Raw genomic sequence first — 26539 nt, forward strand, 5'->3', positions numbered from 1 at the left:
ACAGACGGTGAAAAGCAGTGGGGGCCGGATCACGTGTGATCCGGCCCCCACTGCGTGGTGCGGCTGACTAGTGGTGGGCGCTCTGCGTGCCCGCCGCCGAGCTGCCGGTGCCCGGGTTGGCGGGCGACGGGTCGGTCGAGGGCGGGTCGCCCTTCGGGCTGCTGTTCTCGCCGCTGGCCGGGGTGCTCGGCGGGGTGGCGGGCGAGGTGGCCCCGTGCGTGGTGCTCGTGGGCGGGGTCGTCGGCACCGTGGTCGTGGTCGTCGGCACGGTGGTCGTGGTGGTCGTCGTGGTCGTGGCCCCGGCGACAGAGGTCTGTGCGGGCGGCTGCACCGGGACGGAGGGGGTGGGCTCCGTCTTGCTGGTGTTCAGCTGCTGGACCAGGTTCGCGTGGTCGCGGGACAGGTCCTGCTTGCCGTCCTCGCTGTTGACCAGCGGCAACGAGTTCTGCGCGTTGGCCAGCGCGGACCGGGCGTCGCCGATGCGGCCCTGGCTCAGCGCCGAGCGCGCGGCGTTCAGGTCGGTCTGCACGGCCACGGCGGCCTCGACCGAGTGGGCGTGGTCGGTGTAGAGCATCTGGGTGATGCCCCAGAGCGCGTCACCGGGCTTGGCGTCACGGGCGGCCATGCCGACACCGGCGAAGGCGATCACCAGCACCGCGGCGGCCGCGGCCAGCGGTCCGATCAGCCGGGGCCTGCGGCGGGCCGCCTGCCTGGCGGCGAGCACCGTGGTCACCGCGGCCTCGGTGGAGACCAGTTCACCGAAGGGCTCGCTGTCGACGTCGCGGCGCCAGGACAGCAGCAGTGAGTCGAGTTCGTGTGCGGACACCGCGGGGTGCCCGTCGGGGTTCGCTCCCCCGAGCGCGTCGAGCAGGGCGTCGTCGGCCCGCAGCGCGGCGAGGTCGACCGGTGCCTCGTGGGCGGGGTCGTCCTCATCAAGGCCGGGCGCGACCACGGTGCCGTACCGGGCTCCGTGCTCCCCCAGCACTGGGTTGTTCTCCTGCGCGGTGTCCCACCTGGCGGTGCTGCCCAGCGGGTCATCACCGATCAGGACGCGTCTACCTCGCCGGTCTCTCCTGGCGGCATCTGCATCGCCGGGCCCGTGCTGCTCGGCCACTCAGACCACCTCCTCCGCTGCCAATGTCTTGCGTAGCCGGGCGAGCGCGCGGTGCTGGGCAACTCGCACCGCCCCCGGCGTTGAACCCACCGCGTCGGCCGTCTCCTCCGCCGACAGTCCCACGACCACCCTCAGCAACAGGATCTCCCGCTGCTTGGCAGGCAGTATGCGCAGAAGCTGAGCCATCCGGTCGGACAGCTCACCGTGCATGGCGCGCTGCTCCGGCCCCGCGTCGGTTTCGGGGGCGTCCGGCACCTCGGGCACCGGCTCCGCCCTGTTGCGGGCCGCGGCCCGGTGCGCGTCGGCGACCTTGTGCGCGGCGATGCCGTACACGAAAGCGAGGAATGGCCGACCTTGGTCGCGGTAGCCGGGCAATGCCGTGAGCACCGCGAGACACACCTCCTGGGCGACGTCGTCCGCGGACGCGAACGACCTCTCCTGCCTACCGACACGAGCGCGGCAGTACCGCACCACGAGAGGACGGATCGACGCCAGCAGACGCTCGACGGCCTGGCGATCGCCGTCAACGGCCGCGCCTACCGTGGCGTCCAGCCCGTCCCCCGTATTGCTCATCGCAGACAACAGCCCTGGTGTTACTTCTGGGCACACCGACTCGGTCGGCGCGCGAGTTTGGGTCGCTCAGGTCACGACTCACCGTACCGGGCGACACTGAAGATGCCGTGTGACGGGACGGCCTGCCTTCGTCACCCAGTGTCGCATCCGCGCACACGGATGAGCCAGCCCGGAGCAGCAGTTAGCTGAGGCGGGCTAAACCGGGCCACCTGCACTGTGACGAAGGGCAGCGAGGCCCCGAAGAGCTCGACCACAGCAGTGACTCCGGACACAACTGAAGGGGACACCCGCCGTACAGCCGGTGCCCCCCGTTGCAGAACCGTCAGGAGACCAACCCGCGGCGGAAGCCGTGCGCGACGGCCTGGGCGCGGTCACGGACGCCGAGCTTGCGGAACAGCCGGCGGGCGTGGGTCTTGACGGTGTCCTCGGACAGGTAGAGCTCGCGCCCGATCTGCCCGTTGCTCTTGCCCTGGCTCATGCCGCGCAGCACCTGCAGCTCCCGCTCGGTGAGCTGAACACCGGGGTCGGAGGGCTGCCGGGGTGCGGGTACCGAGGTGCTGGCCAGGGTGTGTGCCAACGCGGCGACCAGCTCGGGGCGCGAGGCGTCCCAGCGCAGGTAGCCACGGGCACCACCGGCGATGGCGGCGGCGATGCTGCCGGCGTCGTCGGGGCGCCGAACACGATCACGTTCGCCTGGGGGTTCGCGGAGACGAGCCGCCGGGTCGCCTCAACACCGGTCGGCACGGCGCGCTGGGTTCCCACCAGTACGACGTCGACAGGCTGCCGGGAGAATCGCGCCAACAACTCGTCACCGTGTGCCACGCAGTCGATGCGACTAACCCCGGGGACTGCCGACATGACACGGGTCAGCCCCTCCCGCACACTGCGGCGGTCGTCGCAAATCAAGACCGTCGTCACGGGGACTCCTTCCTGCAGCCGAGTGACGTTCCACTTCCCCTATCGGACGCCGCGAGGCGAACCTTGACACGATCCGGTGCTTAATCCGTCAAGTAGTTCGCCCGGATGTCCGCGCGGACGGGTTCCCCGGAACGGAGCAGCGCCGTCACGGAACCCACACAGAGGCCTCCGCCAGCCGTCGCCCGACCGGGTCCGCATGGAGCAACACGCAGCTCAGCACCCCTTTAGCCCGTTCGTGCCACCTCGCCGCACCATCGGGTCGCAGGTGCCCCAGCAGGAGGGCACAGGGCCACACCAGGGGGTGCAGCGACAACCCCTTGTTGTGATGCAAGTCACACTCCAGCAGGGCTTCAGCCCGGCCCTTCTCGGCGGCTCCCGGCAGGTTCGCCAGCCCCGCCGCGAGCACCAGGCGTGACTTCGCTACGTGCCGCAGCGCCCCAGCACCGGTGGCCGCGGCCAGCGCCCGCTCCGCCAGCGGCACGGACTCGGCGTGCCGCCCACGGGCCAGCTCGATCTCGGCGGCGACCCAGTGCAGCCGGGTCAGCGGCCGCCAGCGGCCCGGGGCCCGGACCGGGAGCCCGTCGAACGCCGCGGCGGCCGCCGCGTGCAGCCTGCGGGCCAGCGCGAGCTGTCCCGTGCCGATGGCGTCGGCGGCCAGCCCGACCAGGGCGTCGACCAGGGCGCCGCCCGAGTCCACGGCGTTGGGGTCGGTCAGCTCGGGGCGGAGCCCGGCCAGGCGGGCCAGCGCCTCGCCGTCCAGCAGCCGGGCCGCGGCGTGCCCGCCGAGCTGGCGCCGGTGCGAGGCGAGGGTGCTGGCCGCCAGCGAGGCGAGCACCGGATCGGGCTCGCGCTGCAGCGCACCGAGCAGGGAGGTGGCCGCCGCGTAGTGGCCCTGGCCGCCCAGCACCACGGCCGCCAGCCAGCGTTCGCGCGCGGTACCCGTGGCCGCCGACCACACCTGGGCGCCGGGGTCGGCGCCGAACGCGGCCTCGAGCAGGTTCACGACTCCCGGCCGAGCAGGACGTAGGAGATGCGGTCCACCGCGGCCGAGAGCGAGTCCAGCGGCTCGGCGTGCGCGGGCAGCTTGCCTGGGGACCAGCCGGGGCCGCCGACGAACAACCGGATCCGCTGGCGGGTCCTCGGCAACTGACCGAGCAGCGAGCTGTCGGCGTAGCGGGGCAGCTGCGCCCACAGGAACACCGCCGCGGGCGCGATGCGCCGAACGGCCGCAGACAGCGCCTCGGCGGGCAGGGCCGCGCCCAGCATCAGGGAGCCGACCCCGCGCTGGGCCAGCGCCGTGGTCAGCGCGTGCAGCGGCAGCGTGTGCTGCTCCTCGGGCACGCAGGCCAGCAGCACCGGCCGGGGGTTGACCGGCACCGGGGTGCCCACGGCCGCCGCGCTGAACGCCGCCGTCACGCACTGGCTGAACAGGTGCTCCACCTCGACGCCCTCGCCGGAGTGCCGCCAGCGCTGGGCGATCGCGGTGAGCACCGGGCGGATCATCGTGTTCCACACCGACAGCACGCCGTCCTCGGCGATGGCGTCGGCCAGCAGGCACTGCACGCTCACCGCGTCCATGGCCAGCGCCGCACGCCCCAGCCCGCGGGCCCGTCTACTGGCTCCGGGCAGGCTCAGCACCCGCCCGCCGGTGCCCGAGAGCTCGTCGTGGTCCTCGTCGACGTCACCGCCCGTGATCGCCAGCAGCTCGGGTGACTCGACCGGTGTCACCACGGTGACGCGCTGGTCGGGCAGCGTCGAGGTGAGCGCGTACCGGGCCGCCTCCGAGGGAGAGGCCCCGCGCAGCAGCGCCCGCTGCATCATCTCCAGCCGCGCGATGTCCTGTGCGCCGTAGCGCCGGTGCCGCCCCGTGGTGTGGTCGGTGGGCCCCAATCCGTAGCGGCGGTCCCAGGTTCGCAGCGTGGCGGGGGCGATGCCCAGCCGCCGCGCGACGGCCGCCACGGACAGCATCGGTTCGGCGACGGCAGCACCGTGCTTGTGCTCCGGCTGCGTCGTCACGAGGGACATGTTCCGTTCACCTCATCCATGCGGCAACTCAGATCGCGTGACTGGCTGTGACCCAGGCCACGACAGGTGATCGGGCACCTCACCCATAGGCAGGAATGAACAACTTATGCCCCGAACACTCTTGAACAAGTTTTGACGCGGTTCTACCGTGATCGACGTTAAGCCAGACGGAGCAACCACCTGAGGCACCAACCCGGCGAGGAGGCGGTCTCGATGGCGGATACCAGGAGGCTTCCCGGTCCCAACGCTGACGTGTGGGACTGGCAGCTGCAGGGGAACTGTCGCGGTATGGACAGCGCTTTCTTCTTCCACCCCGACGGGGAACGCGGCCCGGCCCGCTCCCGCCGCGAGGCCAGGGCCAAGGCTGTCTGCCACAGCTGCCCTGTGCTGGACCTGTGCCGCAGGCACGCCCTGGCCGTGCAGGAGCCCTACGGCATCTGGGGCGGCATGTCGGAATCCGAGCGGGACAACATCATCAAGACCCGCCGTCGTCAACTCGCGCTCACGTCCTAGTCCTCAGGTATGACCAGCTGACCATCTTCCCGGCCGACGTCCGATGAGGACCGCGCCACCTACCGTCGATGACGGTTCGGAGTGGGAGGAGAGGGGTCAGCATGCAGCTCGCGGCAGTTCAGTTCAGCCAGGTCCTCCAGGCGCTGGGCGCCATCGGCCTGGGCTGCCTGGCCATCGCCCACGTCCTGATCGCCGTGCTCGCGCTGTCCGGGATCCTCCGGTCGGCGCAGGGCCCCGGTGCCAAGCTCGTCTGGTCCTTGCTTGTCTGCGCCGTGCCGCTGGTGGGCAGCGTGCTCTGGTTCCTGGTCGGGCGCCAGGAGCAGCGCGCCCAGTGGCAGCAGGTCTAGCCGAAACGCGAAGGGGGGCCTCCGGTGGGAGGCCCCCCTTCAGCACGTCCTGGGCGGGACTCGCGCTCCGCTGAGCGGGACTCGCCGGTTCTGCCGTGAGTCCCGCTCAGCGGGTCGGCTCAGTGCCCGTGGCCGTGACCGTGACCGGCGGCGGCCGCCGGCTCCTCTTCCTTCTTCTCCACGACGGCGCTCTCCGTGGTGAGCACCATGCGGGCGATGGAAGCGGCGTTGGCCACCGCGGAGCGGGTCACCTTCACCGGGTCGATGACGCCCTCGCCGACCAGGTCGCCGTAGGTCAGCTTGGCGGCGTTGAAGCCGTGGCCCCACGGCTGCTCGGCGACCTTGGACACCACGACGGCGCCCTCGAGACCGGCGTTGCTGGCGATCCAGAACAGCGGGGCGGACAGCGCGGCGCGCACGATGGCGACACCGGTGGCCTCGTCACCGGTCAGGCCCAGGTTGCCCTCGAGCTCCTTGGCGGCCTGCACCAGCGCGGAACCGCCGCCGGGCACGATGCCCTCCTCGACCGCGGCCTTGGTGGCGGCGACCGCGTCCTCGATGCGGTGCTTGCGCTCCTTGAGCTCGGTCTCGGTGGCGGCACCGACCTTGATCACGGCCACGCCGCCGGACAGCTTGGCCAGCCGCTCCTGCAGCTTCTCGCGGTCCCAGTCGGAGTCGGTCGCCTCGATCTCCTTGCGGAGCTGCTCGACGCGGGCCGCCACCTCCTCGGAACGGCCCTTGCCGTCCACGATGGTGGTGTTGTCCTTGGTGATGGTGATGCGCCGGGCGCTGCCCAGCACCTCAAGGCCCACCTCGGACAGCTTCAGGCCGACCTCGGCGGCCACGACCTGGCCGCCGGTGACGATGGCCAGGTCGTCCAGGAACGCCTTGCGGCGGTCGCCGAAGTACGGGGCCTTCACCGCGACGATCTTGATCGTCTTGCGGATGGAGTTGACCACCAGCGTGGACAGGGCCTCGCCCTCGACGTCCTCGGCCACGATCACCAGCGGCTTGCCCGCCTGGGCGACCTTCTCCAGCACCGGGAGCAGGTCGGCCAGCGCCGAGATCTTCTCGCGGTGCAGCAGGATGAAGGCGTCCTCGTAGACCGCCTCCTGCGCCTCCGGGTCGGTGGCGAAGTACGCGGAGATGTAGCCCTTGTCGAACTGCACGCCCTCGGTGATCTCCAGCTCGGTGGCCAGGGTGCTGGCCTCCTCGATGGTGATCACGCCGTCCTCGCCGACCTTCTCGATGGCCTCGCCGAGCAGCGCGCCGATGGAGGCGTCGCGGGAGCTCACGGTGCCGACCTGGGCCACGTTGTCGCGGCCCTTGATCGGGGTGGCCTTGCCCTTGAGGAACTCCACGACGTGGTCGACACCGGCCTGGATGCCGCGGCCGACCGAGGTCGGGTTGGCACCGGCGGCCACGTTGCGCAGGCCGTGCTTGACCAGCGCCTGGGCCAGCACGGTGGCGGTGGTGGTGCCGTCACCGGCGATGTCGTTGGTCTTGGTGGCGACGTTCTTGGCCAGCTGCGCGCCGAGGTTCTCGAAGGAGTCCTCCAGCTCGACCTCGCGGGCCACGGTGACGCCGTCCAGGGTGACCGTGGGGCCACCGAACTTCTTGTCCAGCACGACGTGCCGGCCGCGCGGGCCGAGGGTCACCTTCACCGCGTCGGCAAGCTTGTTGACGCCGCGCTCCAGTGCCCGACGAGCGTCCTCGTCGAAGCTGATCTGCTTGGGCATTGCGAGCCTTTCTCAGGACTTGTGCATGACAAACGCCCCGGCAGCCCCGGTGTGGGGCCCCCGGGGCGCCTGGTGTCGCGCGGACGCCTAGCGTCAGTTGATGACGGCCAGCACGTCGCGGGCGGAGAGGATGAGGTACTCCTCACCGTTGTGCTTGAGCTCGGTGCCGCCGTACTTGGAGTACACGACGACGTCGCCGACGGCGACGTCCAGCGGGACGCGGTTGCCCTTGTCGTCGATGCGGCCCGGACCAACAGCCAGGACCTTGCCCTCCTGGGGCTTCTCCTTGGCGGTGTCCGGGATGACGAGGCCAGACGCCGTCGTCGTCTCGGCCTCGTTGGCCTGGACGAGGATCTTGTCCTCGAGCGGCTTGATGTTCACGCTCACCGGGGTGACCTCCACGGGTCGTCGAACGCGTTTGGCAGGTACCGACGGCGCCTGCCACCCCGCCGTCGCGGGAGCCGGGGCGGTAGATGGTGCCGTGCGACTAGCACTCTACCCACCTGAGTGCCAACGGTTCAACGGGGTGGGGTCACCGGCACTCGAACGCAGGTCTCAGCGGGGTTCGGCCGCGTCCCGCACACCGAGTTCGTAGATCCGCAGGGTGTTCACGAACATCTGCCGCTGCCCCGGGGTGAGCGGTTCCAGGGCGGCGCGCCAGGCGGTGGCACCGCGGGCGAGCCAGCCCTCGATCACGGGCAGCCTGTCCTCGGCGATGCTGACGATCCTGCGGCGCCGGTCCGCCTCGTCCTCCCGCCGCAGCAGCACGCCCTTGCGACTGAGCTCGGCCACCAGCAGGCTCACCGTGGTCGGCGCGACCTCCAGCCGGGCGGCCAGTTCGTTCACCGTCATCGCCCCGTCGAACAGCAGGTAGGACAGCAGCGACAGGTGCCTGGGCGAGAGCTCCAGGGACTGGATCTCCTCGGGCACCGGGATGCGCTTGGCCCTGGCGACCAGCCTGGGCATCATCAGCAGCAGCGCCCGGATCGCCTCGTCCACCGCCAGTTCCGTTGACATCCACCCCACCCGCGCATACCTTTGCGAACAAATGCTTTTGCTTTCAAAGCAAAGTAGCTTTCTCGTCGATGCTACCCGGAGGGCAGCCGCATGCCGCACTTCACCGCGTACCTGGCCGAGGACGCCCTCGACGACACCGTCGAGCAGCGGCTCACCCGGGAACTGGTCGCGGTCGTCGCAGAGGTCTACGGCGAACTGAGCGCGGTCGCCGCCGTGCGACTGGTCGGCGTGCCACCCCGGCGCTGGGGGCTGGCCGGTGCTCCCGCGCCGGCGGAACTGGTGACGATCAGCCTGGAACTGCGCGAGCCCGCCCTGCGCGTACCCGGTGCGGTGGACCGCCTGATCACCCTGATCACCGACGCGGCAGCGGCGGTGCTCGGCGAACACGTCCGCGAACACGTGCAGGTGCTCGTCCTCGCGGAACCGGCCGCCTAGAACGCGCGGAGCGCCGACACGCACCCCGTGCGGGGACGTGTCGGCGCTCCGGGTCAGCGGACTACCTGTGGTGCTTGGGCAGGGTCAGCTGGGGCTTGCCCGACTTGGCCGTGGGCACGGACAGGCCGCGCTTGGTCGGCTGCAACGGGGTCGCCTGCTCCGGCGTGGTCACCACGGCGGGCGGCACGTACGCCTTGGGTGCGGCCGAGGTGGTGCTGGGCAGCGTGGCGGTCGTGCTGGTGGTGCTCGCGGTGGTGGCGCTCTTGGGCAGGATCAGCGTGACGCTGCCGTTCTGCCACCGCGACTTCTCCGCGGAGTAGGCCGTGCCGTAGGGCTGCGCCAGGATGCCGGTGCACAGCAGGCCACAGTCGGTGGTGCCGTCCGGCACCGTGATCGGGACCTGCAGGCCACTCGGGGCGGAGACGTAGACCCGGCCGTTGAGCGTGTAGGCCGAGGCGGTGCCGCCCAGCAGCGCCTTCTGCCACGCGGCCTGGTTGGCCATCGTCTGGCCCGCGGCGGCCAGGTTCTGCTGCACCACCGGGGTGTTCGCGGCGAACTCGCCGCGGTAGGCGGCCAGCACGCTGCCGACCAGCGAGTACGCCAGCCGGTCACCGGCCAGGTTGGACTGGTGCATGTAGTGCGGGTCCGCGTCGTTGCCGAGCAGGTGGCCGACCACGATCTGCGTGTTCAGCGGCACGATGTAGTCGGTGAACCCGGTCGTGGCGTTGAGCGGGGCGATGCAGGTGGTGGTCGCCGGGTTGTCGGTGCAGATGCCGCTGCCGCCGTCGGCCCGCGAGGTGTAGAGCCAGTTGTACTCGTCGATCTCCTGCGCCGCGGTGGAGACGTTGTAGTACACGTCCACTGGGTGGCGCGGCACGGTCAGCGCGGAGCTGCCGGTGAGCTGGCGCTGCACGGGCTGGCGCGAGGCGTCGGCACCGGCCCACTTGATCCCGTTGGCCTTCAGCGCGGGCGCCAGGTTCGGGTTGTCGTTGGGCTGCTGCGGCAGCACGAACAGGCCGGAGTGCTCACCGGTCACCAGCTCGGAGCGGTCCTGGTAGCCGCTGAAACCGTTCTGCTGCGCCCAGGTGTTGTTCTGGCTGATCTGGCTGGAGATGTCCGCCTGGGACATGTAGACGGTGTTGCCGCTGGCGTCCACAGTGCACTGCCACGGCACGACCGTCACGTTCTGGGTGCAGCCGAGGAACTCGTGGGTGTAGGTGTGGTTCACCCAGTGGAACTGGTTGGCGTACTTCTTGAACTGGGTCAGCGTCGGGTCGGAGCCGCTGTCCGCGATCACGTCCGCGCTGCCGCCGCCGTTGAACAACATCTCGAACTTGAAGTTGTTCTGCTTCTGCCAGTTGGCCAGGTAGTCCACATCGGCCGGGGTCATCCGCACCGGGTTGGCGGCGGGGCCGTTCTGGCCCGGGGTCGGGATCGGGCAGTCCACGTCACCGGGGGTGCACTTGGCCTCGGTGTTCCACTGGTCGTCGGCCAGGAACACGTCGTCGATGTCGACGTTGAAGTAGTTCCGGTTCAGTCCCAGATGGACGCCCTTGGTCATCCACGTCACCATGCCGTGCGCCAGCGCCTGGAACTGGTGCTGGTTGGCGTTGTAGACGAAGGTGTTGACCAGTTCCGAGCGGGTGCCGGAGGTGTAGACCCCGGACAGCACGCCCGCGGTGGAGCTGCCCGCGATCGGCGCGGTCACCAGCGGGGTGAAGCTGGTGCCGGTGGCCGGGGTGGCCGGGGTCGACAGGTAGCCGTAGGACTCGGCGACGGCGGGGCTGCGGTCCTCGAACTTCACCGAGCCGGACAGGTACGGGAAGGCGCCGGTGGCCTTGCCCGCCGCGGTCACCGAGGCGGTGACACCGTCGAGCTGACCGGAGTAGGACGGGGCGTTGAGGCCGACCGCGGCGGTCGGGTACACGTACGCGTCGACCTGGCGGATGCCGTAGCTGGACTCGTAGGTGGTCAGCGCGGTGAGCTCGGCCGCGCTCAGCCCGGCGGGCGCCTGGTTGGGCAGCACCACGGACTGGAACTTGGCCTCGGCGGTCCCGGACAGGAACGCCGCGGTCAGCTGCGGGCGCGAGGCGTTGTTGAGGTCGACGATCGTCTGCGGCACGCCTTCGAGCGACAACTGCTGGCTGATCGCGGAAACGGCAGGCCCACCGTCGGTGACGACCAGGACCTTGAGATCGATCTTCGGGGATGCGGCGGTGGCCGCGAACGCCGCCGGGGCGGAGGCGGCCACCACCGCGGCGGTGGCGGCCGTGACCACCAATACGTTCCTGAGACGTAACAAGGCTTCCTCCGTCTGGTGAACCACGTTCACGACAGGGATCGGGGGGCAAGGGAAGGGCCGCCACCCGGCGGCCGACCATCCCCCACATCGCTCAATCCCGACGGAGCATTACGCGCCACCAGATGTTCACCGATTCGCCGGAATACCCATGGCAGGTTCACAACGAATCCCTGTGAATTCCCGGTGGAATGTTCACACGATCTGCACCGTGCTGACCGGAAGGCCCGGATCGGTGGCCAGTTCCAGCCCCGAGGGCTCGGCACCGGCGGCGACCAGGTGGGCACCCACCGCGGCGATCATCGCCCCGTTGTCGGTGCACAGCCGGGGCCGGGGCACCCGCAGGTGGATGCCCGCCGCCTCGCAGCGCTGCGCCGCCAGCGCGGACAGCCGCGAGTTGGCCGCCACCCCGCCGGAGATCACCAGCGTGTCCACGCCCAGGTCCTTGGCCGCGCGCACCGCCTTGGCGGTCAGCACGTCGGCCACCGCCTCCTGGAAGGACGCGGCCACGTCGGCCACCGGCACCTGCTCGCCGGACCGCTCGCAGCGCTCCACCCAGCGCGCCACCGCGGTCTTCAGCCCGGAGAAGGAGAAGTCGTACTTGGCGTCCCGCGAACCGGTCAGCCCGCGCGGGAAGGCGATGGCACAGCCGTTGCCCTGCTTGGCCAGCTTGTCGATCGGCGGCCCGCCCGGGTAGGGCAGGTCCAGCACCCTGGCGACCTTGTCGTACGCCTCACCCGCGGCGTCGTCCACCGTCGCGCCGATCTCGGTGATCTTGCCAGCCAGGTCCTCGACCAGCAGCAGCGAGGAGTGCCCGCCGGAGACCAGCAGCGCGAGGCAGGGCGAGGGCAGCGGGCCGTGCTCCAGCGTGTCGGCGGCCACGTGGCCCGCCAGGTGGTTCACCCCGTACAGCGGCTTGCCCAGCGCGGCGGCGTAGGCCTTGGCCGCCGACACCCCGACCAGCAGGGCACCGGCGAGCCCCGGCCCGGCCGTCACGGCGATCGAGTGCACGTCCTTCAGCGCGACACCCGCGGCGCCCAGGGCCCGGTGCATCGTCGGCAGCATCGCCTCCAGGTGCGCCCGGCTGGCCACCTCCGGCACCACCCCGCCGAACCTGGCGTGCTCCTCCACGCTGGAGGCCACCTCGTCGGCGAGCAGTTCGAGGGTGCCGTCGTGCCTGATCCGCACGATGCCGACACCGGTCTCGTCACAGGAGCTCTCGATGCCCAGGACGATGCGCTCGCGACTCATAGGGTGCTCTCCTGACGGTCTTGAATCGGGCGGCCCATCGTGTAGGCGTCCGCCCCAGAGGGCTGGTAGTAGCGGCGACGCAGCCCCAACTGCTCGAATCCGTGCGCCCGGTACAGCGCGATCGCCGTGGCGTTGTCCGTGCGGACCTCCAGGAACACCGGTGCCCGGAACTGGTCGGCGCGCTCCAGCAGTGCCCGCAGCAGTGCCTTGCCCACGCCCCTGCCCTGCCAGTGGGCCGATACGGCGATGGTCTGCACGCTGGCCTCGAAGTCCGGGGCACGGCCCGCCACCGCCAGCCCCGCGTAGCCGATCAGCTCGCCCTGCTCGTCGCGGGCGGCCAGGTAGTGGTGGCCCTGGTCCAGTTCGGACAGGAAGGCCCGCTCGCGCCACGGGTCGTCCTCGGGGAACAGCTCGCGCTCCAGTTCCGCGCAGCGTCGGGCGTCGCGGTGGCGCAGCGGCTCCAGGGTGAAGCCCGCCGTCACGGCCGGGTCACCCGCTTGCGGCCCACCGGCTCGATCGCGTCCGGGCGGCGCAGGTAGAGCGGGGTCAGCGGGCCGGGCCGGGCCGAGGCGAGCAGTTCCACGGCCGCCGCGGCGACCAGGCCTGCCGGGCTCGGGTACTTCACCGGCACCAGCGGCAGGCCAAGCACCTCGGCGTACAGCTCGGCGCCCTCACCCGCCGCGGCGGCGACGCCCAGGGTGGGCAGCTTCTCGGCCAGCTCGGCGGGCCGCTCCACGTGCGGGCCGTCGCTGCGCCTGCCCGCCGCGTCGTAGGCCGCCCAGTAGACCTCGCGGCGGCGCGCGTCGGTGGCCACGAGCAGGCCGTGCCCGGTGTTGGCGTCGATGGCCAGCGCGTCCGGGGTCGGCACCGGGTACACCGGGCGGTCCAGGGCCTGCCCCAGCGCGCCCGCCGTGACCATGCCCACACGGAGCCCGGTGAACGGGCCAGGGCCGCTGCCGCACACGATCGCGTCCACTGCGGACAGCTCACGCCCGATCTCGGCCAAGCAGGCCAGCACGTGCGGGATCAGCAGCTCGCCGTGCGCCTTGGCGTCCACGGTGACCCGCTGCGCGAGGGTGACGGGCGCGCTGTCGGGGTCGAGCTGGACCACACCGGCGGTGACGGCGGGGGTGGCGGTGTCGATGGCGAGCACTAGCACGGTGGTCAAGGGTACGGCCATCATCGGCGGGGACGACGACCTGAGGGGTGATCGGATGCTGCTGCCCGCGCTGGCGGACCCGACGGAGGCCGAGGCCATTCGCTTCGGTGATCGAGTTGTGCTGACCTACCGGGACCTGGCAGGTGCCGCCTCCGCACTCGCGGGCCGGCTCGGCACCGGCTCGGTGGCGGTGTGGGCCTCGCCGACCGTGCAGACCTGCGTGGCCGTGGTGGGCGCGCTGGTCGCGGGCGTGCCCGTGGTGCCGATCAACCCGAAGGTCGGCGAGCGCGAGCTGGAGCACATCCTCGCCGACAGCAAGCCCGAGCTGGTGTTGGCCGCGGCCGGGGTCGAGCTGCCCGGCGGCCTCGCCGAGCTGCCGCGCGTCGACGTGGACCCGGACGCGCGCGGCACCGGTGAGCTGCCGCCCGAGGCCGACGGGGAGTCGCCCGCGTTCATCGTCTACACCTCCGGCACCACCGGACCGCCCAAGGGCGTCGTCCTGCCGAGGCGGGCGATCGCCAGCAACCTGGACGCGCTGGCCGCCGCCTGGCAGTGGACCGCCGAGGACGTGGTCGTGCACGGTCTGCCGCTGTTCCACGTGCACGGGCTGATCGTCGGGGTGCTCGGGCCGCTGCGCCGCGGCGGGGCCGTGCACCACCTCGGGCAGTTCCGGCCCGAGGCCGCCGCCGCCGAGCTGGCCGGACCGGCCACGATGATGTTCGGCGTACCCACGATGTACCACCGGCTCGCCGCCGAGGCCGAGGCCAACCCCGAGGTCGCCAAGGGGGTGGCCGCCGCGCGACTGCTGGTCTCCGGCTCCGCCGCACTGCCGGCCACCTGCCACGACCGGATCGCCCGCGCCACCGGCCAGCGCATCGTGGAGCGCTACGGCATGTCCGAGACGCTGATGAACACCAGCGTCCGGTTCGACGGCGAGCGCCGCCCCGGCACCGTGGGGCTGCCCGTGGACGGGGTCGAGGTGCGGCTGGTCGACGAGGCCGGTGCCGTGATCACCGCCAGCGACGACGAGACCATCGGCGAGATCGAGGTGCGCGGTCCGAACCTGTTCCTGGAGTACCTGAACCGGCCCGACGCCACCGCCGAGGCGCTGCACGAGGGCTGGTTCCGCACCGGGGACATGGCCACCCGGGCCGCCGACGGCTACATCCGCATCGTCGGCAGGCGGGCCACCGACATCATCAAGAGCGGCGGGTTCAAGATCGGCGCGGGCGAGATCGAGAACGCGCTGCTGGAACACCCCGGGGTCGCCGAGGTGGCGGTGGCCGGACGCCCCGACGAGGACCTGGGCGAGCGGATCGTGGCCTGGGTCGTGCCCGCCCAGCAGCGCCCCCAGGCCCAGGAGCTGATCGACCACGTGGCCCGGTTGCTCACCCCGCACAAGCGCCCCCGGCTCGTGCACTTCGTGGACTCCCTGCCCCGCAACGAGCTGGGCAAGGTCAAGAAGCGGGATCTGCCACAGTGAGGGGGCCAAGTCGTAACGACTAGTGCATCCCCCGCCACTCCCAGGGGGGCGACCCCGGTACCAGTCTACCGCCCCACCCCGACAGTTGATCTTGCCGAAGATCCAGGTGTGGACAACTGGCCGCCTGTGGACGACCCCTCAGGCGGGCAGCTCCCTGCTGGTCCAGGAGCCGTGCGGCAGCAGGTGGGCGAGCCGGACGTCGTCCTCGCGCCGCTCCAGGCGGATCAGCAGGTGGTCGGTGGACAGGCGCTCGGCGAGGCCCTCGCCCCACTCGACCACGACCACGGCCTCGACCAGTTCGGTGTCCAGGTCGAGGTCGTCCAGCTCGTCCAGGTGGCCGCCCAGCCGGTAGGCGTCCACGTGCACCAGCGGCACACCGCGTCCGTCGGGGGCGGCGCGGTGTTCCCTGGCGATGACGAAGGTCGGCGAGCTGATCCTGCCCACCACGCCGAGCCCGTCGCCGATTCCCCTGGTCAGCGCGGTCTTGCCCGCGCCCAGTGGCCCGGACAGCAGCACCAGGTCGCCCGCGCGCAGCAGGCCGCCCAGCCTCTGTCCGAAGTGGACAGTGTCCTCCACGGTGGGCAGTTCCACCGTCGTCACGCTCGTTTCCACCAACCTCGCCCATCGTTCTTGGAGGTGCAGCCGCGCACCAGTTCCACCAGGTGGCCGGTGACCAGGTCGGCCTGTTCCAGCATGACCATGTGCCCCGCGCCCTCGACGAGCACCAGCTCGGCGTCGGGCAGGTGCGCGGCGATCGCCTCGGCGTGCGAGAACGGGGTCAGCCGGTCGCGGTCCCCGCTGAGCACCAGCACGCGGCAGTGCCGCAGACCGGCCAGCGCCGCGTAGCGCGAGTGCGTGCCCAGGGTCCGCACGAAGTCGGTGATCGCCTTGACCGAGGTGCCGTCGATCATCAGCTCCATCAGGTCCACCAGCGAGGGGCTGACCTTGTTGTCCCCGAAGGCGAGCGCCCTGATCGCGCTCCAGGTGATGTGCCCGCCCGCCCGTCGCGCCCACTCGACCAGACCGGGCTGCCACTCGGCGATCACCCCGAGCCCCCTGGCCGCCGGGTTGTGCCGGGACAGCACGGGCCGGGGCAGACCCGAGCGCCCGATGTCGCCCGCCGAGGTGCCGATCAGCGCGACACCCCGGACCCGCTCCACGAACAGCTCGGGCCGCTGCTCGGCCAAGGCCATGATCGTCATGCCGCCCATGGAGTGCCCGACGAGCACGATCGGCCCGTTCGGCACCAGCGCGCGCACCACGGCGTCCAGGTCGCGGCCCAGCTGCTCGATGGTGCTGGACTCGGAGTTGGCGGCCCCGGAACGGCCGTGGCTGCGCTGGTCGTAGAGCACCAGCCGAACCCGAGGACCTGTCAGCTGGGCCAGGTCGCGGCGCTGGAAGTGCCAGCAGCGGCGGTCCAGGGTGTAGCCGTGCACCAGCACCACGGTCAGTTCGGGCTCGCCGCCCTCGGCCGGGTCGACCTCCTCGCAGGCCAGCGGTAAGCCGTCGTCGGCGGCCACTGTGGACTCGCGGCTGGGCTCCAGTGCGCCGAGCGGTTCGTCGGCGTACTTGTCCTCGGCCTTGCGCCGCTGGGCGGACACCCTTGCCCCGTGGGCGACAGCGCTCACCGCGACGCCCGTGGCCGCCGCGCCGAGAATGCCGCCCGCGACACCCAGCGCGCGCCAGACCGGCTTCACCGCCGGCCGCCGACGTAGCTGCGGCTCACCCTCGGCCGGTACATGCCGGTGACGATCTCGTAGTCGATCGTGCCGATCGTGTCGGCCCACTCGCGGGCCGTGGGCTCGCCTCGGTCACCGGGGCCGAACAGCAGCACCTCGTCCCCGTCGGTGATCGGGTCGTCCCCGCAGTCCACCACGATCTGGTCCATGCAGACCCGGCCGACCACCGGCCTGCGGCGGCCGCCCAGCCAGACCTCCATCCGGCCCGACAGGGTGCGCGGGATGCCGTCGGCGTAACCGACCGGCACCAGCGCGAGCGTGGTCTCCGACTCGGTGGTCCAGGTGTGGCCGTACGAGACGGCCTCGCCCGCGGGCACGCGGCGGGCCAGCGAGACCGTGGAGCGGAAGCTCATGGCGGGGCGCAGTGTGGCCGAGCCGGGTACCGGGTTGAGGCCGTAGACCGCGATGCCCGGGCGGACCAGGTCGAAGTGCAGGTCGGGGCGGGTCAGCGTGGCCGCCGAGTTCGCGATGTGCCGGATCGGGTTCAGACCGGCGTTGGCCGCCACCTTGTACGCATCGTCCAGCCGCGCCGCCTGGCGGTCCACGCTCGGGTGGCCGGGCTCGTCCGCGCAGGCCAGGTGCGACCAGACCCCGGCGACCTCCAGGCTGCCCTCGGCCTGGGCCGTGGCCGCCGCCTCCACCAGCGCGGACCACTCGGCGGGCTGGCAACCGCTGCGGGTCAGCCCCGTGTCGATCTTGAGGTGCACCTTGGCCTCGACGCCCACCGCACGGGCGGCGGAGTTGACCGCCCACAGCTGGCGCAGCGAGGCCACCGACAGGTGGATGCCCGCGGCCACGGCCGGGCCGAAGTTGTCGTCCACCGTGTGCAGCCAGCAGAAGACCCTGGACTGGATGCCCGCCCCGCGCAGGGCCAGCGCCTCGTCCACCGAGGCCACGCCCAGCCAGGACGCGCCCGCGGCCAGTGCGGCGTTGCCCACGGCGAGCGCCCCGTGCCCGTAGGCGTCCGCCTTGATCACGGCCATCGTCTGGGCGCCGGTACGCGCGGCGAGCCGGGTCAACTGGTCGACGTTGTACCGGATGGCGTCCAGGTCCACTTGGACCTGAGCGCGCGGCAACGGATTGTGCTGGTCAGCCATAACACCGTTCATGGTGGCACAGCCGTACCGCGGGCCGCTCGCCGCGGGAGCTGCCGTGAAGGTGGCTTTCACTGCGCTGGGCGCAGTGAAAGCCACCTTCACGCCACCCGGTCAGGCCGGCCAGGACCAGTCGCTGGTGATGTGGGCGTGCCACTGGTCGGGGCGGGTCTTGTCGATAAGGAATGCCATGCCGTGACCCCGGGCGATGTACTGGTCACGCTCCAGCACGAGGCCGAAGGGCTGGTCCTTGTCGTCGAACCACTGCTCGTGCTGGCGGATGCAGGTCTGGCCGGGGTGCCCGGGGGCCTCACAGGGTGCGGGCGGGTACCAGACCTGGTTGTGCTGGAAGTGCACGACGGCGCCGTTGGCGGGCACGGTGATGGTCCCGGTGGCCTGGAGGCAGTACGCGGTGCTGGGGATGGTCCAGCGCACGTAGTGCTGGCGGCCGCCGTTGGACGGGATCGGGCTCAGGTTGGCGCAGTTGGCGTCCCCGACGGACTCGCTGGTGACCCGCTGCGGGTTGAACCCGTTGTCCGGGGCGTCGTAGCCGTCGAGCAGCACCCAGTCGCCGTCGCGCAGGAAGCGCTCGCCGTAGCTGGGCGGCCAGGACTTGGACTCGCCCCAGTAGATCCGCGACTCGGTGGGCGAGGTGGGCTTCCACGCCCACTGGTACAGATTCACCCCGTCGGGGGTGAACTGCCCCGCGTGCTGGCTGAACATCATCGAGTAGGCGCCGTAGTCCTCGGCCGAGGTGACGGCGGAGGCGGGCACGGGGCTCGCGGCGAGCAGCAGCGCGGCGAGCACCGGGACGAGCTTGCGGATCACGAGGCACGCACCGATCGGATGGCAGCGGGAATGGCGTCGACGATGTGCGAGGCGGGCGCGGGAGCCCCGTCGGCGGCGATCTCGGCGGCCAGTTCGTGCACGTGGGCGGCGCAGCCCGCGGCCAGCCACGGGTCCATGCCGCTGGCGAGCAGCGCGCCGATCAGCCCGGACAGCACGTCACCGGAACCGGCCGTCGCGGGCCACGCGGAGCGGGCCTGATTGACCAGCACCCGCCCGTCCGGGGCGGCGACCACGGTGCTGTTGCCCTTGAGCAGGACCACGGCGCCCAGTGTGCGCGCGGCCTGCCTGGTGGCCCCGATCCGGTCGGAACCGACCTCCCCGGCGATCCGGGCGAACTCGCGGTCGTGCGGGGTCAGTACCACCGGCGTGTCCGGGTCGCGGGCGTCCCACAGCGCGGGGTCGGCGGCCAGCAGGGTGATCGCGTCGGCGTCCACGCACACGGGCACGCCCGCGCCGAGCACCTCGGCGACGACCCCGCGCCCTGCCTTGCCGGTGCCCAGTCCCGGCCCGACGACCCAGGACTGCACGCGGCCCGCGTCGGTGACGGAGCCGGTGGCCACCGACTCGGGCCAGCGCGTGCGCACCACCTCGGCAGCGGTGCCCGCGTAGCGGACCAGGCCGCTGGTGGCGAGCACGGCGGCACCGGAAGCGAGCACGGCGGCACCGGGATAGGTTGCCGACCCGGCCGCCACCCCGGTGACGCCCTGGCTGTACTTGTCGTCGGTCGGGCCGGGCACCGGCCACGCCCGCGCGACCTCGGCGCGGTCGAGCAGCACGGCGTCCGGCTCGCCCAGCTCGGCACCGAGCCCGATGTCCACCACGCGCACCCAGCCGCTGGCGATGGCACCGGGCCCCACCACGTGCACCGGCTTGCGCCCGCCGAAGGTCACGGTGACCTCGGCGTGCACGGCGGGGCCCTCGATCGCGCCGGTGTCGGGATCGGCCCCGCTGGGCAGGTCCACGGCCACGATGGGCGCGCTCACCCGCTCGACCAGCGCGGCGGCGTCCGGGCGCAGCGGGCCGCGGGCGGACAGCCCGACGATGCCGTCCACGACCACGTCGGCCTCGACCAGCTCGGTGCCGACCCGGCCGCCCGCCCTGCGCAGCGCGGCGAGGCCCTCGGCGTGCGCCCGCTCGGGTGCGAGCAGCACGGCGGTCACCGCCACCCCGCGCCTGCGCAGGAAGGCACCGGCCCAGAGCGCGTCACCGCCGTTGTTGCCCGCGCCGACCAGCAGGGCCACCCGTCGTCCGGCGACCCCGCCCGTGCGCTCGGCGAGCAGTGCGGCGACCTCACCGGCCACCGCGAAGGCCGCGGCCCGCATGAGCCTGCTCTCCGGCACGCGGGTGAACGCCCGTTGCTCGGCGGCTCGCACCCGGTCGGTCGTCCACACGCCACGCACAGCGCCTGCCTCTACTCGACGGTCACGGACTTCGCGAGGTTACGGGGCTTGTCCACGTCGTAGCCGCGGCTGCGCGCGATCTCCGCGGCCAGCACCTGCAACGGCACGCTGGACACCAGAGGTTGCAGCAGCGTGGGCACGGCGGGCACCTCGATCAGGTGGTCCGCGAAGGGCTTGACCGTGTCGTCGCCCTCCTCGGCGATGACGATCGTGCGCGCGCCGCGGGCCTGGATCTCGTTGATGTTGGACAGCAGCTTGGCGTGCAGCACCGCGCGCCCCTTGGGCGAGGGCATCGCGATGACCACGGGCAGGCCCTGCTCGATCAGGGCGATCGGCCCGTGCTTGAGCTCGCCCGCGGCGAAGCCCTCGGCGTGCATGTAGGCCAGCTCCTTGAGCTTGAGCGCGCCCTCCAGCGCCACCGGGAAGCCCACGTGGCGGCCCAGGAACAGGATCGCCTTGGAGTCGGCCAGCTCGCGCGCCAGCTCGCGGACCTGCGGCACCACCCCGAGCGTGTGCCGCACGGCGTCGGGCATGGCCTCCAGCTCGTGGAACTCCCGCGCCACCTCGTCCGGGTACTTGGTGCCGCGGGCCTGGGCCAGGGCCAGCCCGACCAGGTAGTTGGCGGCGATCTGGGCGAGGAAGGTCTTGGTGGCCGCCACGCCGATCTCCGGCCCGGCGTGGGTGTAGAGCACGGCGTCGGACTCGCGCGGGATCTGCGCCCCGTTGGTGTTGCAGATGGCCAGCACGCGGGCCTTCTGCTCCCGGGCGTGCCGTACGGCCTCCAGCGTGTCGGCGGTCTCCCCGGACTGGGAGATCGCCACGACCAGGGTGTCGCGGTCCAGCACCGGGTCGCGGTAGCGGAACTCGCTGGCCAGCTCGCACTCCACGGGCAGCCGGGTCCAGTGCTCGATGGCGTACTTGGCGACCAGCCCGGAGTGGAACGCGGTGCCGCAGGCCACCACGAAGACCTTGTCCACGTCACGCAGGTCCTGGTCGGCCAGCCGCTGCTCGTCCAGCACGATCCGGCCGTCCACGAAGTGCCCGCGCAGCGTGTTCGCCAGCGCCTCGGGCTGCTCCTCGATCTCCTTGAGCATGAAGTAGTCGTGGCCACCCTTCTCGGCGGCCGACAGGTCCCAGTTGACCTCGAACGCCTTGGTGGCGACCGGCTCGCCGAGGAAGTCGGTGACCTCGTAGCCCTCGCGGGTGATCACCACGCACTGGTCCTGGCCCAGCTCCACGGCGTTGCGGGTGAACTCGATGAACGCGGCCACGTCGGAGGCGAGGAAGGTCTCGCCCTCGCCGACGCCGACCACCAGCGGGGAGGAGCGCCGGGCGGCGACCACCTTGTCGGCCTGGTCGGCGTGGGTCACCACGAGGGTGAAGGCGCCCTCCAGGCGGCGGCACACCAGCCGCACGCTGGCGGGCAGGTCACCGGCGGTGTCCCCGGCGGCGTAGGCGCGGGCGATCAGGTGCGCGGCGGTCTCGCTGTCGGTGTCGCTGGCCAGTTCGACGCCCTCGGCCTCCAGTTCGGCGCGCAGCAGGGCGAAGTTCTCGATGATGCCGTTGTGCACCACGGCCAGGCGGCCGGTGGCGTCGCGGTGCGGGTGCGAGTTGCGGTCGATCGGCGCACCGTGGGTGGCCCACCGGGTGTGCCCCATGCCGGTCGTGCCGGACACGTGGTCGCGGCCGACCTCGTCCAGCCTGGCCTCCAGGTTGGCCAGCCTGCCCGCCTTGCGCTCCACGGCCAGGCCGCCCGCGCCGTCGAGCACGGCGACACCCGCCGAGTCGTAGCCCCGGTACTCCAGTCGGCGCAGTCCTTCCAGGACGACGTCCAGAGCGGGGCGATGTCCCACGTATCCCACGATTCCGCACACGGGAGTACAGACTAGCTAGACCACCGGGAGGTTGCCGACGCCCGCCCGGTCGCACGTCGGCGCAGGTCAGCACCGTGATCGCACCCGCTGTGGTGTAGACCAATTTGTGGGCGGGAGCCAGCGCGGCCCGACCGGCCGCGATCGACTACCGTCCACGGGTATGTCGCGACGCATGGCCCTGACCGCCAAGCAGGCGTTCACCGAGCTCAGCAGGCCGGGGCCGGAGGGCGTGCGCCGCGGCGACCTCGCACTGGTCGGGCTGCCCGGCAGCCTGTACACCCCGCGCGCGGGCCGCGGCAGGCCCGCGCTGGCCTTCGGCCACGGCTGGCTGCAACCGGCCAAGCGCTACACCGGTCTGTACCGCCACCTCGCGTCCTGGGGCTTCGTGGTGGCCGCGCCGACCACACACACCGGCCCGCTGGCCTCACCCCGGCTGTTCGCCGCCGACCTGGGCACCGCGCTGGACGTCTGCGCCGGGGTGCGCCTGGGCGAGGGCGAGGTCACCGTGGACCGCGAACGGCTGGCGCTGGGCGGCCACTCGATCGGTGGCGGCTGCGCGGTGCTGACCGCCTCGCAGGACGAGCGGGTGCGCGCCGTGTTCACCCTGGCGGCTTCGGAGACCAGGCCCTCCGCACTGGATGCCGCGCGCCACTGCGCGATGCCGGGGCTGCACCTGGCCGCCGAGGAGGACCTGATCGCGCCGCCGGTCGGGCACAGCGAGGCCATCGCGCAGAACTGGGCCGGTCCGGTGCAGTACCGCACGGTGTCCGGGGCCAACCACCTCGGCTTCACCGAGGGCAGGCACTGGAGCGAACTGCTGTTGCACGGCAAGGGCGCCGCCAGGACGCACGTGGTGGCCAGGGCGCTGATCACGGCGTTCCTGCTGCGCGTGCTCACCGACGAGCGCCGCTACGACGCGCTGCTGGACAACGACACCAAGCGGGCCGCCATCGAGTACCGCCGCGGCCCGAACCAGGTCCGCAGCCACCTCTGACCAGACGGGCGGGCCGGAACACCGGCCCGCCCTGTGCTCACTGCATCCAGGTCTGGTTCGAGTAGTCCTCGTCCTCGTCCTCGGCGACCGGGCGGGCGTGCCGCCTCGGCGTCGGCTTGGGCGGCGGCGTGAACTCCGGCGCCACCGGGGCTGCGGGCCGCTGCGGGGCCTGGTACTCGTCCTCGGTGTCGAAGAAGGTGAAACCCGCCTCGGGGCGCGGGTCCCGCGCGGGAACGGCGGTGCGCTTGCCCTCCCGCTTGGCCTTCGCCTCGGCGATCGCCTTGTCGACGACCTGCTGGTTCTGCTCCTTCGCCTCGGCGAGCTTGCGATCGCTCTCGGCGCGCTGCTGCTGCACCGTCGAGCGCAGCTTGGCCATCTTCTCGACGGCCTCGTCCGCGGCGGCGGTCGCCTCGTCCACGGTCATCGCTTGTCCTCCCCGAGCACACTGTCCACAGCGGACTGCTTGGCGTCGTCGAACAGCGCGCTCTGCGTGCGCCACGGGTTGCTGGTGCGCTCCTGGTCACCGCCCTGACCGCCACCGCCGCCCTGGCCACCGCCCATCATGCCCATGCCGCCGCCACCCATCATGCCCGCGGGCGCGCCCGCACCGGGTTGCGCGGCGTGCGCGCTGTCGCCGACCGAGGCCAGCCCGGCGTTGCCGGGACCGGTCGGGTGACCGGCGGCGTCCACAGCACCGGCCTGCACCGCACCGCCGTGCGCGGCGCCCCAGGCGCTCGACTGCTGGGCCCCGGCGGGGGCTGCGCTGTGCTGGCCGGTGTCGGGGCCGCCGACCATGCCGTGGTCCCCGGAGCCGCCGCCCCAGGACAACGGGCCTCCCGCGGTGTCACCGGTCGCGGAGCCAACCCCGAACCCGGCCGCCGAGACCGTGGTGCTGGCCGGGGCGTCGAACAGGCTGCCGGAGAACCGGCCCTGGTCGGCGGCCACCGGGGCGCCCGCGTCGAAACCGGCCACCTCGGTGTGCGCCGCGGCGGGCGCGCTCCAGGTGGGCATCTGCTCGGGCTGGGCCTGTGCGGGCGGGGTCCACGCCCCGGCCGCACCTGTGCCCTGACCCGCGCCGACCGGGACATCTCCGACCGGCGACTGCCCGCTGAGCGGGACCTGCTGGGCGGCCCCGTGCTGGCCGGTGGCCTGACCGGGGATGGTCCCGGCACCGGAGGGCTGGGTGCCGCCCGGGTGCGCCGGGTCCACCGGCGAGGCCTTGGGCCCCGAGGTGTCGTTGTAGTCGATCGTGTAGTTGTGCGGCGGCTTGCCCGAGCCGTCGTCGACGCTGATCTTGACCTCGCCGGGCACCCCGCCCTGCTCGGCGGTGATCGTCAGGTCGCCGTCGTGGATCACGGCCTTGCCGTCCGGGCCCGCGTGGGTCGGGATGGAGCCGTCGGGGTTGGCCGTGGGCTGCCCCGGCGCGCCCGGCTGACCGGGCACCCCGGTCGGGTGCTGCCCGGCGACCCCGTGCTGCCCCGGCTGACCGGGCACCTCGGTCGGGTGCTGGCCGGTGACCCCGGTCTGGCCCGGCTGACCGGGCAACCCGGTCTGGCCCGGCAGCGGCTTGCCGTCCGGCCCCAGCTGGGGCGTGCCCCCGTGCTGGCCCGCCAGCCCGGCGACCGCCGGGTCGTTGGCGATCTTGTTGAAGTCCACGTCGTAGGTCTTGGGCGCCTTGCCGGAGCCGTCGTCCACCTTGATCTTGACGTGGCCCTGGCCGTCCGGGCTGTCGACCTCGATGTTGTTCGAGCCGTCGTGGATCTTGACGGTCTCCGCGTGCGCCGCGGCGGTCGAGGCCGGGTCCGGGATCTTGGGCATCTCCGGGGTGGGCGGCTGCGGGGTCTGCGGCATGCCGCCACCACCGCCGCCTCCGCTGGGGCCGCCGCCACCGCCACCGCTGGGGCCGCCACCTCCACCGCCGCCCTGCTGGTGGCCGCCGCCACCGGGCTTGCCCTTGGGCTGGTCCTGCTGCGGGGAGCCCTCCGGCACCGTGGACAGCCCGCTGAACGGGGTCTTGTTGACCGCGTCGCACGCCTGGATCAGCGGCTGGAACGCCTGCTTGATGCCCTGGTCGGCGGTCTGCGCGCCCTGGGTCAGCAGCTGCAGGTTCTGCTCGAACTTGTCCTTGAACGCCGGGTCCAGGTACGCCTTGACGGCGGCGGCCACGGCCTTCAGGAAGATCGTCTCGGTCCAGCCGAGCACGTGCAGCACCGCGTCGACGATGTCACCGAGCAGGTCCATCGCCATCTCGAGCAGGCCGCCGCTGGGCATCCGGAAGCCGATCAGGTCACCCAGGCCGTTGAACAGCTTCTGGATGATGTCGGCCGCGCTGCTGGCGCCCTTGTAGATCCCGATCAGCACGACCAGGTCGCCGTCGGCGATGTCGATGGGCCACTTGATCTGGTCCAGGGTCTGCCCGTAGGCGTCGACGATCTTCTTGGCGGCCTCGGTCGAGGAGCTCAGCGCGGCGCTGACCTTGGCGATGTCCCCGTCGATGGTCTGCGCCTTGGCGCCGAACTGCTGGGCGTAGGTGCCGAAGGCGTTGGCCGCGTCCCCGGTCCACGCGCTGCCGACCACCCCGGCGACCTTGCTGCCCATCTCGTCGCGGGTGTGCTGGAAGTCGGTGCCCACCGAGGTGATGTCGGAGGCCGCCTGGCTCAACTGGCCGTAGTCGATGCCGCGCACGGCGTCGTACTTCGAGCAGATGTCGTTGCGGAAGTCGAGGTTCTTGTCGGTGTAGAGGTTGTACCAACCGAGGTAGTGGTTGAACCCGTCGAGCTTGTCCAGCTTCTGGTCGCAGACGTCGTCGGAACGACCGGAACCGAAGCTCGCGGTCTGCCCGCTGTTGCCCGTGTTCCCGGAATTGCCCGTGTTTCCGGTGTTGCCAGTATTGCCCGTGTTCCCGGTGTTGCCCGTGTTCCCGGAATCACCGGTGTTACCGGAACCGTTCGTGTTGCCGGAATCGCCGGAGTTCGTGGTGTTACCGGAGTTGACGTTGATGTCACCGGTGTTGACACTGACCCCGCCGCTGCCGTCCTTGCCCCCGTTGCCGTGGTGGTCGTCCCCACCACCGGGCGGGTTCGGCGGGTTGTGGCCGCCACCCGGCGGGTTGGGCGGGTTCGGCGGATTGTGCCCACCACCCGGCGGGTTAGGCGGGTTTGGCGGATTGTGCCCACCGCCAGGCGGGTTGGGCGGGTTCGGTGGATTGTGGCCACCACCGGGCGGATTGTTCGGCGGGTTCGGCGGGTTGTGCCCACCGCCAGGCGGGTTGGGCGGCGGGTGGTTCGGCGGGTTGTGGCCGCCGCCGGGCGGGTTGTGCCCACCTGATGGCGAGTGCGGCGGGCCGCCGCGTCCTCCCTTGGCCATCAGAGGTCACCACCCTGGTTGCTGAGGTTGGCGGCGTGCGCCGAGTCGGTGTCGGAGTAGTTCTTCGCCGTGTTGCGCAGCCCCGCGCAGATGTCCTCGGCGTGGCTGCCGAAGTCCTTCACGTTGGCGCTCAACGCCTGCATGGCCTTCTTCACCGCGTCCCCCGCCTGGGGACAGGCCCGGCCGGTGAGGTCTCCGCTGATGTGCACCGAGTCCAGCCGGGTCCGATAACCGTTGGCCGCTGTCTCGTCCAGTTCGCGGAAGTAGTTGCTGAGCGTGGTGAGCGACTGCCCATCGACCTTGACGCTACCGCTCATGATCCCCACCGCCCATGTTCCGTCGTCCTCCCC

The 26539-nt window shown here is 72.0% G+C and carries 25 protein-coding genes and 1 pseudogene; 5 read left to right on the forward strand and 21 right to left on the reverse strand.

Features of this window, described 5'->3' with window-relative positions; genetic code table 11:
* Positions 1–67 precede the first annotated feature (67 nt).
* The 5 genes and pseudogenes from KALB_RS40060 to KALB_RS40080 all read right to left on the reverse strand — a co-directional run bounded on the left by KALB_RS40060 (position 68) and on the right by KALB_RS40080 (position 4630).
* Positions 68–1114: an anti-sigma-D factor RsdA gene (locus KALB_RS40060; RefSeq protein WP_025361313.1), complete on the reverse strand. Its 1047-nt coding sequence runs from the start codon at positions 1112–1114 to the stop codon at positions 68–70.
* Entirely contained in the window at positions 1115–1687 is a 573-nt protein-coding gene (locus tag KALB_RS40065) for a sigma-70 family RNA polymerase sigma factor (protein ID WP_025361314.1), read from the reverse strand.
* A 322-nt stretch (positions 1688–2009) separates the two neighbouring features.
* Positions 2010–2605: pseudogene (locus KALB_RS40070) on the reverse strand (response regulator transcription factor).
* 145 nt (positions 2606–2750) lie between these two features.
* Positions 2751–3608 (reverse strand): hypothetical protein, encoded by an 858-nt coding sequence (locus KALB_RS40075; protein ID WP_025361315.1) that lies wholly within the window; start codon positions 3606–3608, stop codon positions 2751–2753.
* The gene (locus tag KALB_RS40080) at positions 3605–4630 is read right to left on the reverse strand and encodes a MerR family transcriptional regulator (RefSeq protein ID WP_042221320.1); all 1026 of its coding nucleotides are present in this window, start codon (positions 4628–4630) and stop codon (positions 3605–3607) included. The genes KALB_RS40075 and KALB_RS40080 overlap by 4 nt, the downstream gene beginning before the upstream one ends.
* A gap of 213 nt (positions 4631–4843) precedes the next feature.
* Here KALB_RS40080 and KALB_RS40085 point away from each other — a divergent pair, with 213 nt between their 5' ends.
* Together KALB_RS40085 and KALB_RS40090 are read left to right on the forward strand one after the other, a co-directional pair.
* Positions 4844–5143, forward strand: a complete 300-nt coding sequence (locus tag KALB_RS40085; protein ID WP_025361317.1) for a WhiB family transcriptional regulator — start codon at positions 4844–4846, stop codon at positions 5141–5143.
* Between the two features lie 101 nt (positions 5144–5244).
* Positions 5245–5490: a PLD nuclease N-terminal domain-containing protein gene (locus KALB_RS40090; protein ID WP_025361318.1), complete on the forward strand. Its 246-nt coding sequence runs from the start codon at positions 5245–5247 to the stop codon at positions 5488–5490.
* A gap of 119 nt (positions 5491–5609) precedes the next feature.
* On the opposite strand, the gene groL is transcribed toward KALB_RS40090, so the two are convergent.
* From groL to KALB_RS40105, 3 genes are all read right to left on the reverse strand, one after another.
* Entirely contained in the window at positions 5610–7229 is a 1620-nt protein-coding gene (gene groL, locus KALB_RS40095; protein ID WP_025361319.1) for a chaperonin GroEL, read from the reverse strand.
* A gap of 93 nt (positions 7230–7322) precedes the next feature.
* Entirely contained in the window at positions 7323–7616 is a 294-nt protein-coding gene (gene groES / locus KALB_RS40100) for a co-chaperone GroES (protein WP_025361320.1), read from the reverse strand.
* Between the two features lie 168 nt (positions 7617–7784).
* On the reverse strand, positions 7785–8246 hold the full coding sequence (locus KALB_RS40105) for a MarR family transcriptional regulator (protein WP_025361321.1): 462 nt from the start codon (positions 8244–8246) through the stop codon (positions 7785–7787).
* A 90-nt stretch (positions 8247–8336) separates the two neighbouring features.
* Here KALB_RS40105 and KALB_RS40110 point away from each other — a divergent pair, with 90 nt between their 5' ends.
* A complete protein-coding gene (locus tag KALB_RS40110) occupies positions 8337–8681 on the forward strand; it encodes a hypothetical protein (RefSeq protein WP_025361322.1) in 345 nt (114 codons plus the stop codon).
* Positions 8682–8742: 61 nt separating this feature from the next.
* Here the strand turns inward: KALB_RS40110 and KALB_RS40115 are convergent, their stop codons facing one another.
* The 4 genes from KALB_RS40115 to tsaB all read right to left on the reverse strand — a co-directional run bounded on the left by KALB_RS40115 (position 8743) and on the right by tsaB (position 13390).
* Positions 8743–10959 carry a hypothetical protein gene (locus KALB_RS40115; protein ID WP_025361323.1) on the reverse strand — a complete coding sequence of 739 codons (2217 nt, stop codon included), beginning with the start codon at positions 10957–10959 and terminating at the stop codon, positions 8743–8745.
* A 216-nt stretch (positions 10960–11175) separates the two neighbouring features.
* Entirely contained in the window at positions 11176–12231 is a 1056-nt protein-coding gene (gene tsaD / locus KALB_RS40120) for a tRNA (adenosine(37)-N6)-threonylcarbamoyltransferase complex transferase subunit TsaD (protein ID WP_025361324.1), read from the reverse strand.
* Complete coding sequence (gene rimI / locus KALB_RS40125; RefSeq protein WP_236650117.1) at positions 12228–12713, reverse strand: ribosomal protein S18-alanine N-acetyltransferase; 486 nt, start codon at positions 12711–12713, stop codon at positions 12228–12230. The genes tsaD and rimI overlap by 4 nt, the downstream gene beginning before the upstream one ends.
* A complete protein-coding gene (tsaB, locus tag KALB_RS40130; protein ID WP_025361326.1) occupies positions 12710–13390 on the reverse strand; it encodes a tRNA (adenosine(37)-N6)-threonylcarbamoyltransferase complex dimerization subunit type 1 TsaB in 681 nt (226 codons plus the stop codon). Before tsaB ends, rimI begins: the two co-directional genes overlap by 4 nt.
* A gap of 55 nt (positions 13391–13445) precedes the next feature.
* On the opposite strand from tsaB, the gene KALB_RS40135 reads away from it, so the two are divergent.
* Positions 13446–14873, forward strand: coding sequence for an acyl-CoA synthetase (locus tag KALB_RS40135; RefSeq protein WP_025361327.1), 1428 nt, complete (start codon positions 13446–13448; stop codon positions 14871–14873).
* A 138-nt stretch (positions 14874–15011) separates the two neighbouring features.
* Here KALB_RS40135 and tsaE read toward each other — a convergent pair whose 3' ends face one another.
* The 6 genes from tsaE to glmS form a co-directional block, all read right to left on the reverse strand.
* Entirely contained in the window at positions 15012–15473 is a 462-nt protein-coding gene (gene tsaE, locus KALB_RS40140) for a tRNA (adenosine(37)-N6)-threonylcarbamoyltransferase complex ATPase subunit type 1 TsaE (protein WP_035977767.1), read from the reverse strand.
* A complete protein-coding gene (locus KALB_RS40145) occupies positions 15470–16570 on the reverse strand; it encodes an alpha/beta fold hydrolase (protein WP_025361329.1) in 1101 nt (366 codons plus the stop codon). Before KALB_RS40145 ends, tsaE begins: the two co-directional genes overlap by 4 nt.
* Positions 16567–17709: an alanine racemase gene (gene alr / locus KALB_RS40150; protein WP_030112015.1), complete on the reverse strand. Its 1143-nt coding sequence runs from the start codon at positions 17707–17709 to the stop codon at positions 16567–16569. Before alr ends, KALB_RS40145 begins: the two co-directional genes overlap by 4 nt.
* Positions 17710–17820: 111 nt before the next feature.
* Positions 17821–18534 carry a hypothetical protein gene (locus KALB_RS40155; protein WP_025361331.1) on the reverse strand — a complete coding sequence of 238 codons (714 nt, stop codon included), beginning with the start codon at positions 18532–18534 and terminating at the stop codon, positions 17821–17823.
* Positions 18531–19955 carry a bifunctional ADP-dependent NAD(P)H-hydrate dehydratase/NAD(P)H-hydrate epimerase gene (locus KALB_RS40160; RefSeq protein WP_025361332.1) on the reverse strand — a complete coding sequence of 475 codons (1425 nt, stop codon included), beginning with the start codon at positions 19953–19955 and terminating at the stop codon, positions 18531–18533. The genes KALB_RS40155 and KALB_RS40160 overlap by 4 nt, the downstream gene beginning before the upstream one ends.
* A gap of 11 nt (positions 19956–19966) precedes the next feature.
* Positions 19967–21829 (reverse strand): glutamine--fructose-6-phosphate transaminase (isomerizing), encoded by a 1863-nt coding sequence (gene glmS, locus KALB_RS40165; RefSeq protein ID WP_025361333.1) that lies wholly within the window; start codon positions 21827–21829, stop codon positions 19967–19969.
* Positions 21830–22001: 172 nt separating this feature from the next.
* Between glmS and KALB_RS40170 the strand changes: the two genes are divergently transcribed.
* Positions 22002–22823, forward strand: a complete 822-nt coding sequence (locus KALB_RS40170; protein ID WP_025361334.1) for a dienelactone hydrolase family protein — start codon at positions 22002–22004, stop codon at positions 22821–22823.
* Positions 22824–22860: 37 nt separating this feature from the next.
* On the opposite strand, the gene KALB_RS40175 is transcribed toward KALB_RS40170, so the two are convergent.
* From KALB_RS40175 to KALB_RS40185, 3 genes are read right to left on the reverse strand one after another with little or no spacing between them, the layout of a single operon-like run.
* Entirely contained in the window at positions 22861–23247 is a 387-nt protein-coding gene (locus KALB_RS40175; RefSeq protein ID WP_025361335.1) for a hypothetical protein, read from the reverse strand.
* Positions 23244–26189: a WXG100 family type VII secretion target gene (locus KALB_RS48145; RefSeq protein ID WP_025361336.1), complete on the reverse strand. Its 2946-nt coding sequence runs from the start codon at positions 26187–26189 to the stop codon at positions 23244–23246. Before KALB_RS48145 ends, KALB_RS40175 begins: the two co-directional genes overlap by 4 nt.
* Positions 26189–26506, reverse strand: a complete 318-nt coding sequence (locus KALB_RS40185) for a type VII secretion target (RefSeq protein ID WP_025361337.1) — start codon at positions 26504–26506, stop codon at positions 26189–26191. The genes KALB_RS48145 and KALB_RS40185 overlap by 1 nt, the downstream gene beginning before the upstream one ends.
* Positions 26507–26539: the final 33 nt, after the last annotated feature.

Origin of the sequence: Kutzneria viridogrisea DSM 43870, assembly GCF_000525635.1 — a bacterium.
Classification (GTDB): Bacteria; Actinomycetota; Actinomycetes; order Mycobacteriales; family Pseudonocardiaceae; genus Kutzneria; species Kutzneria viridogrisea.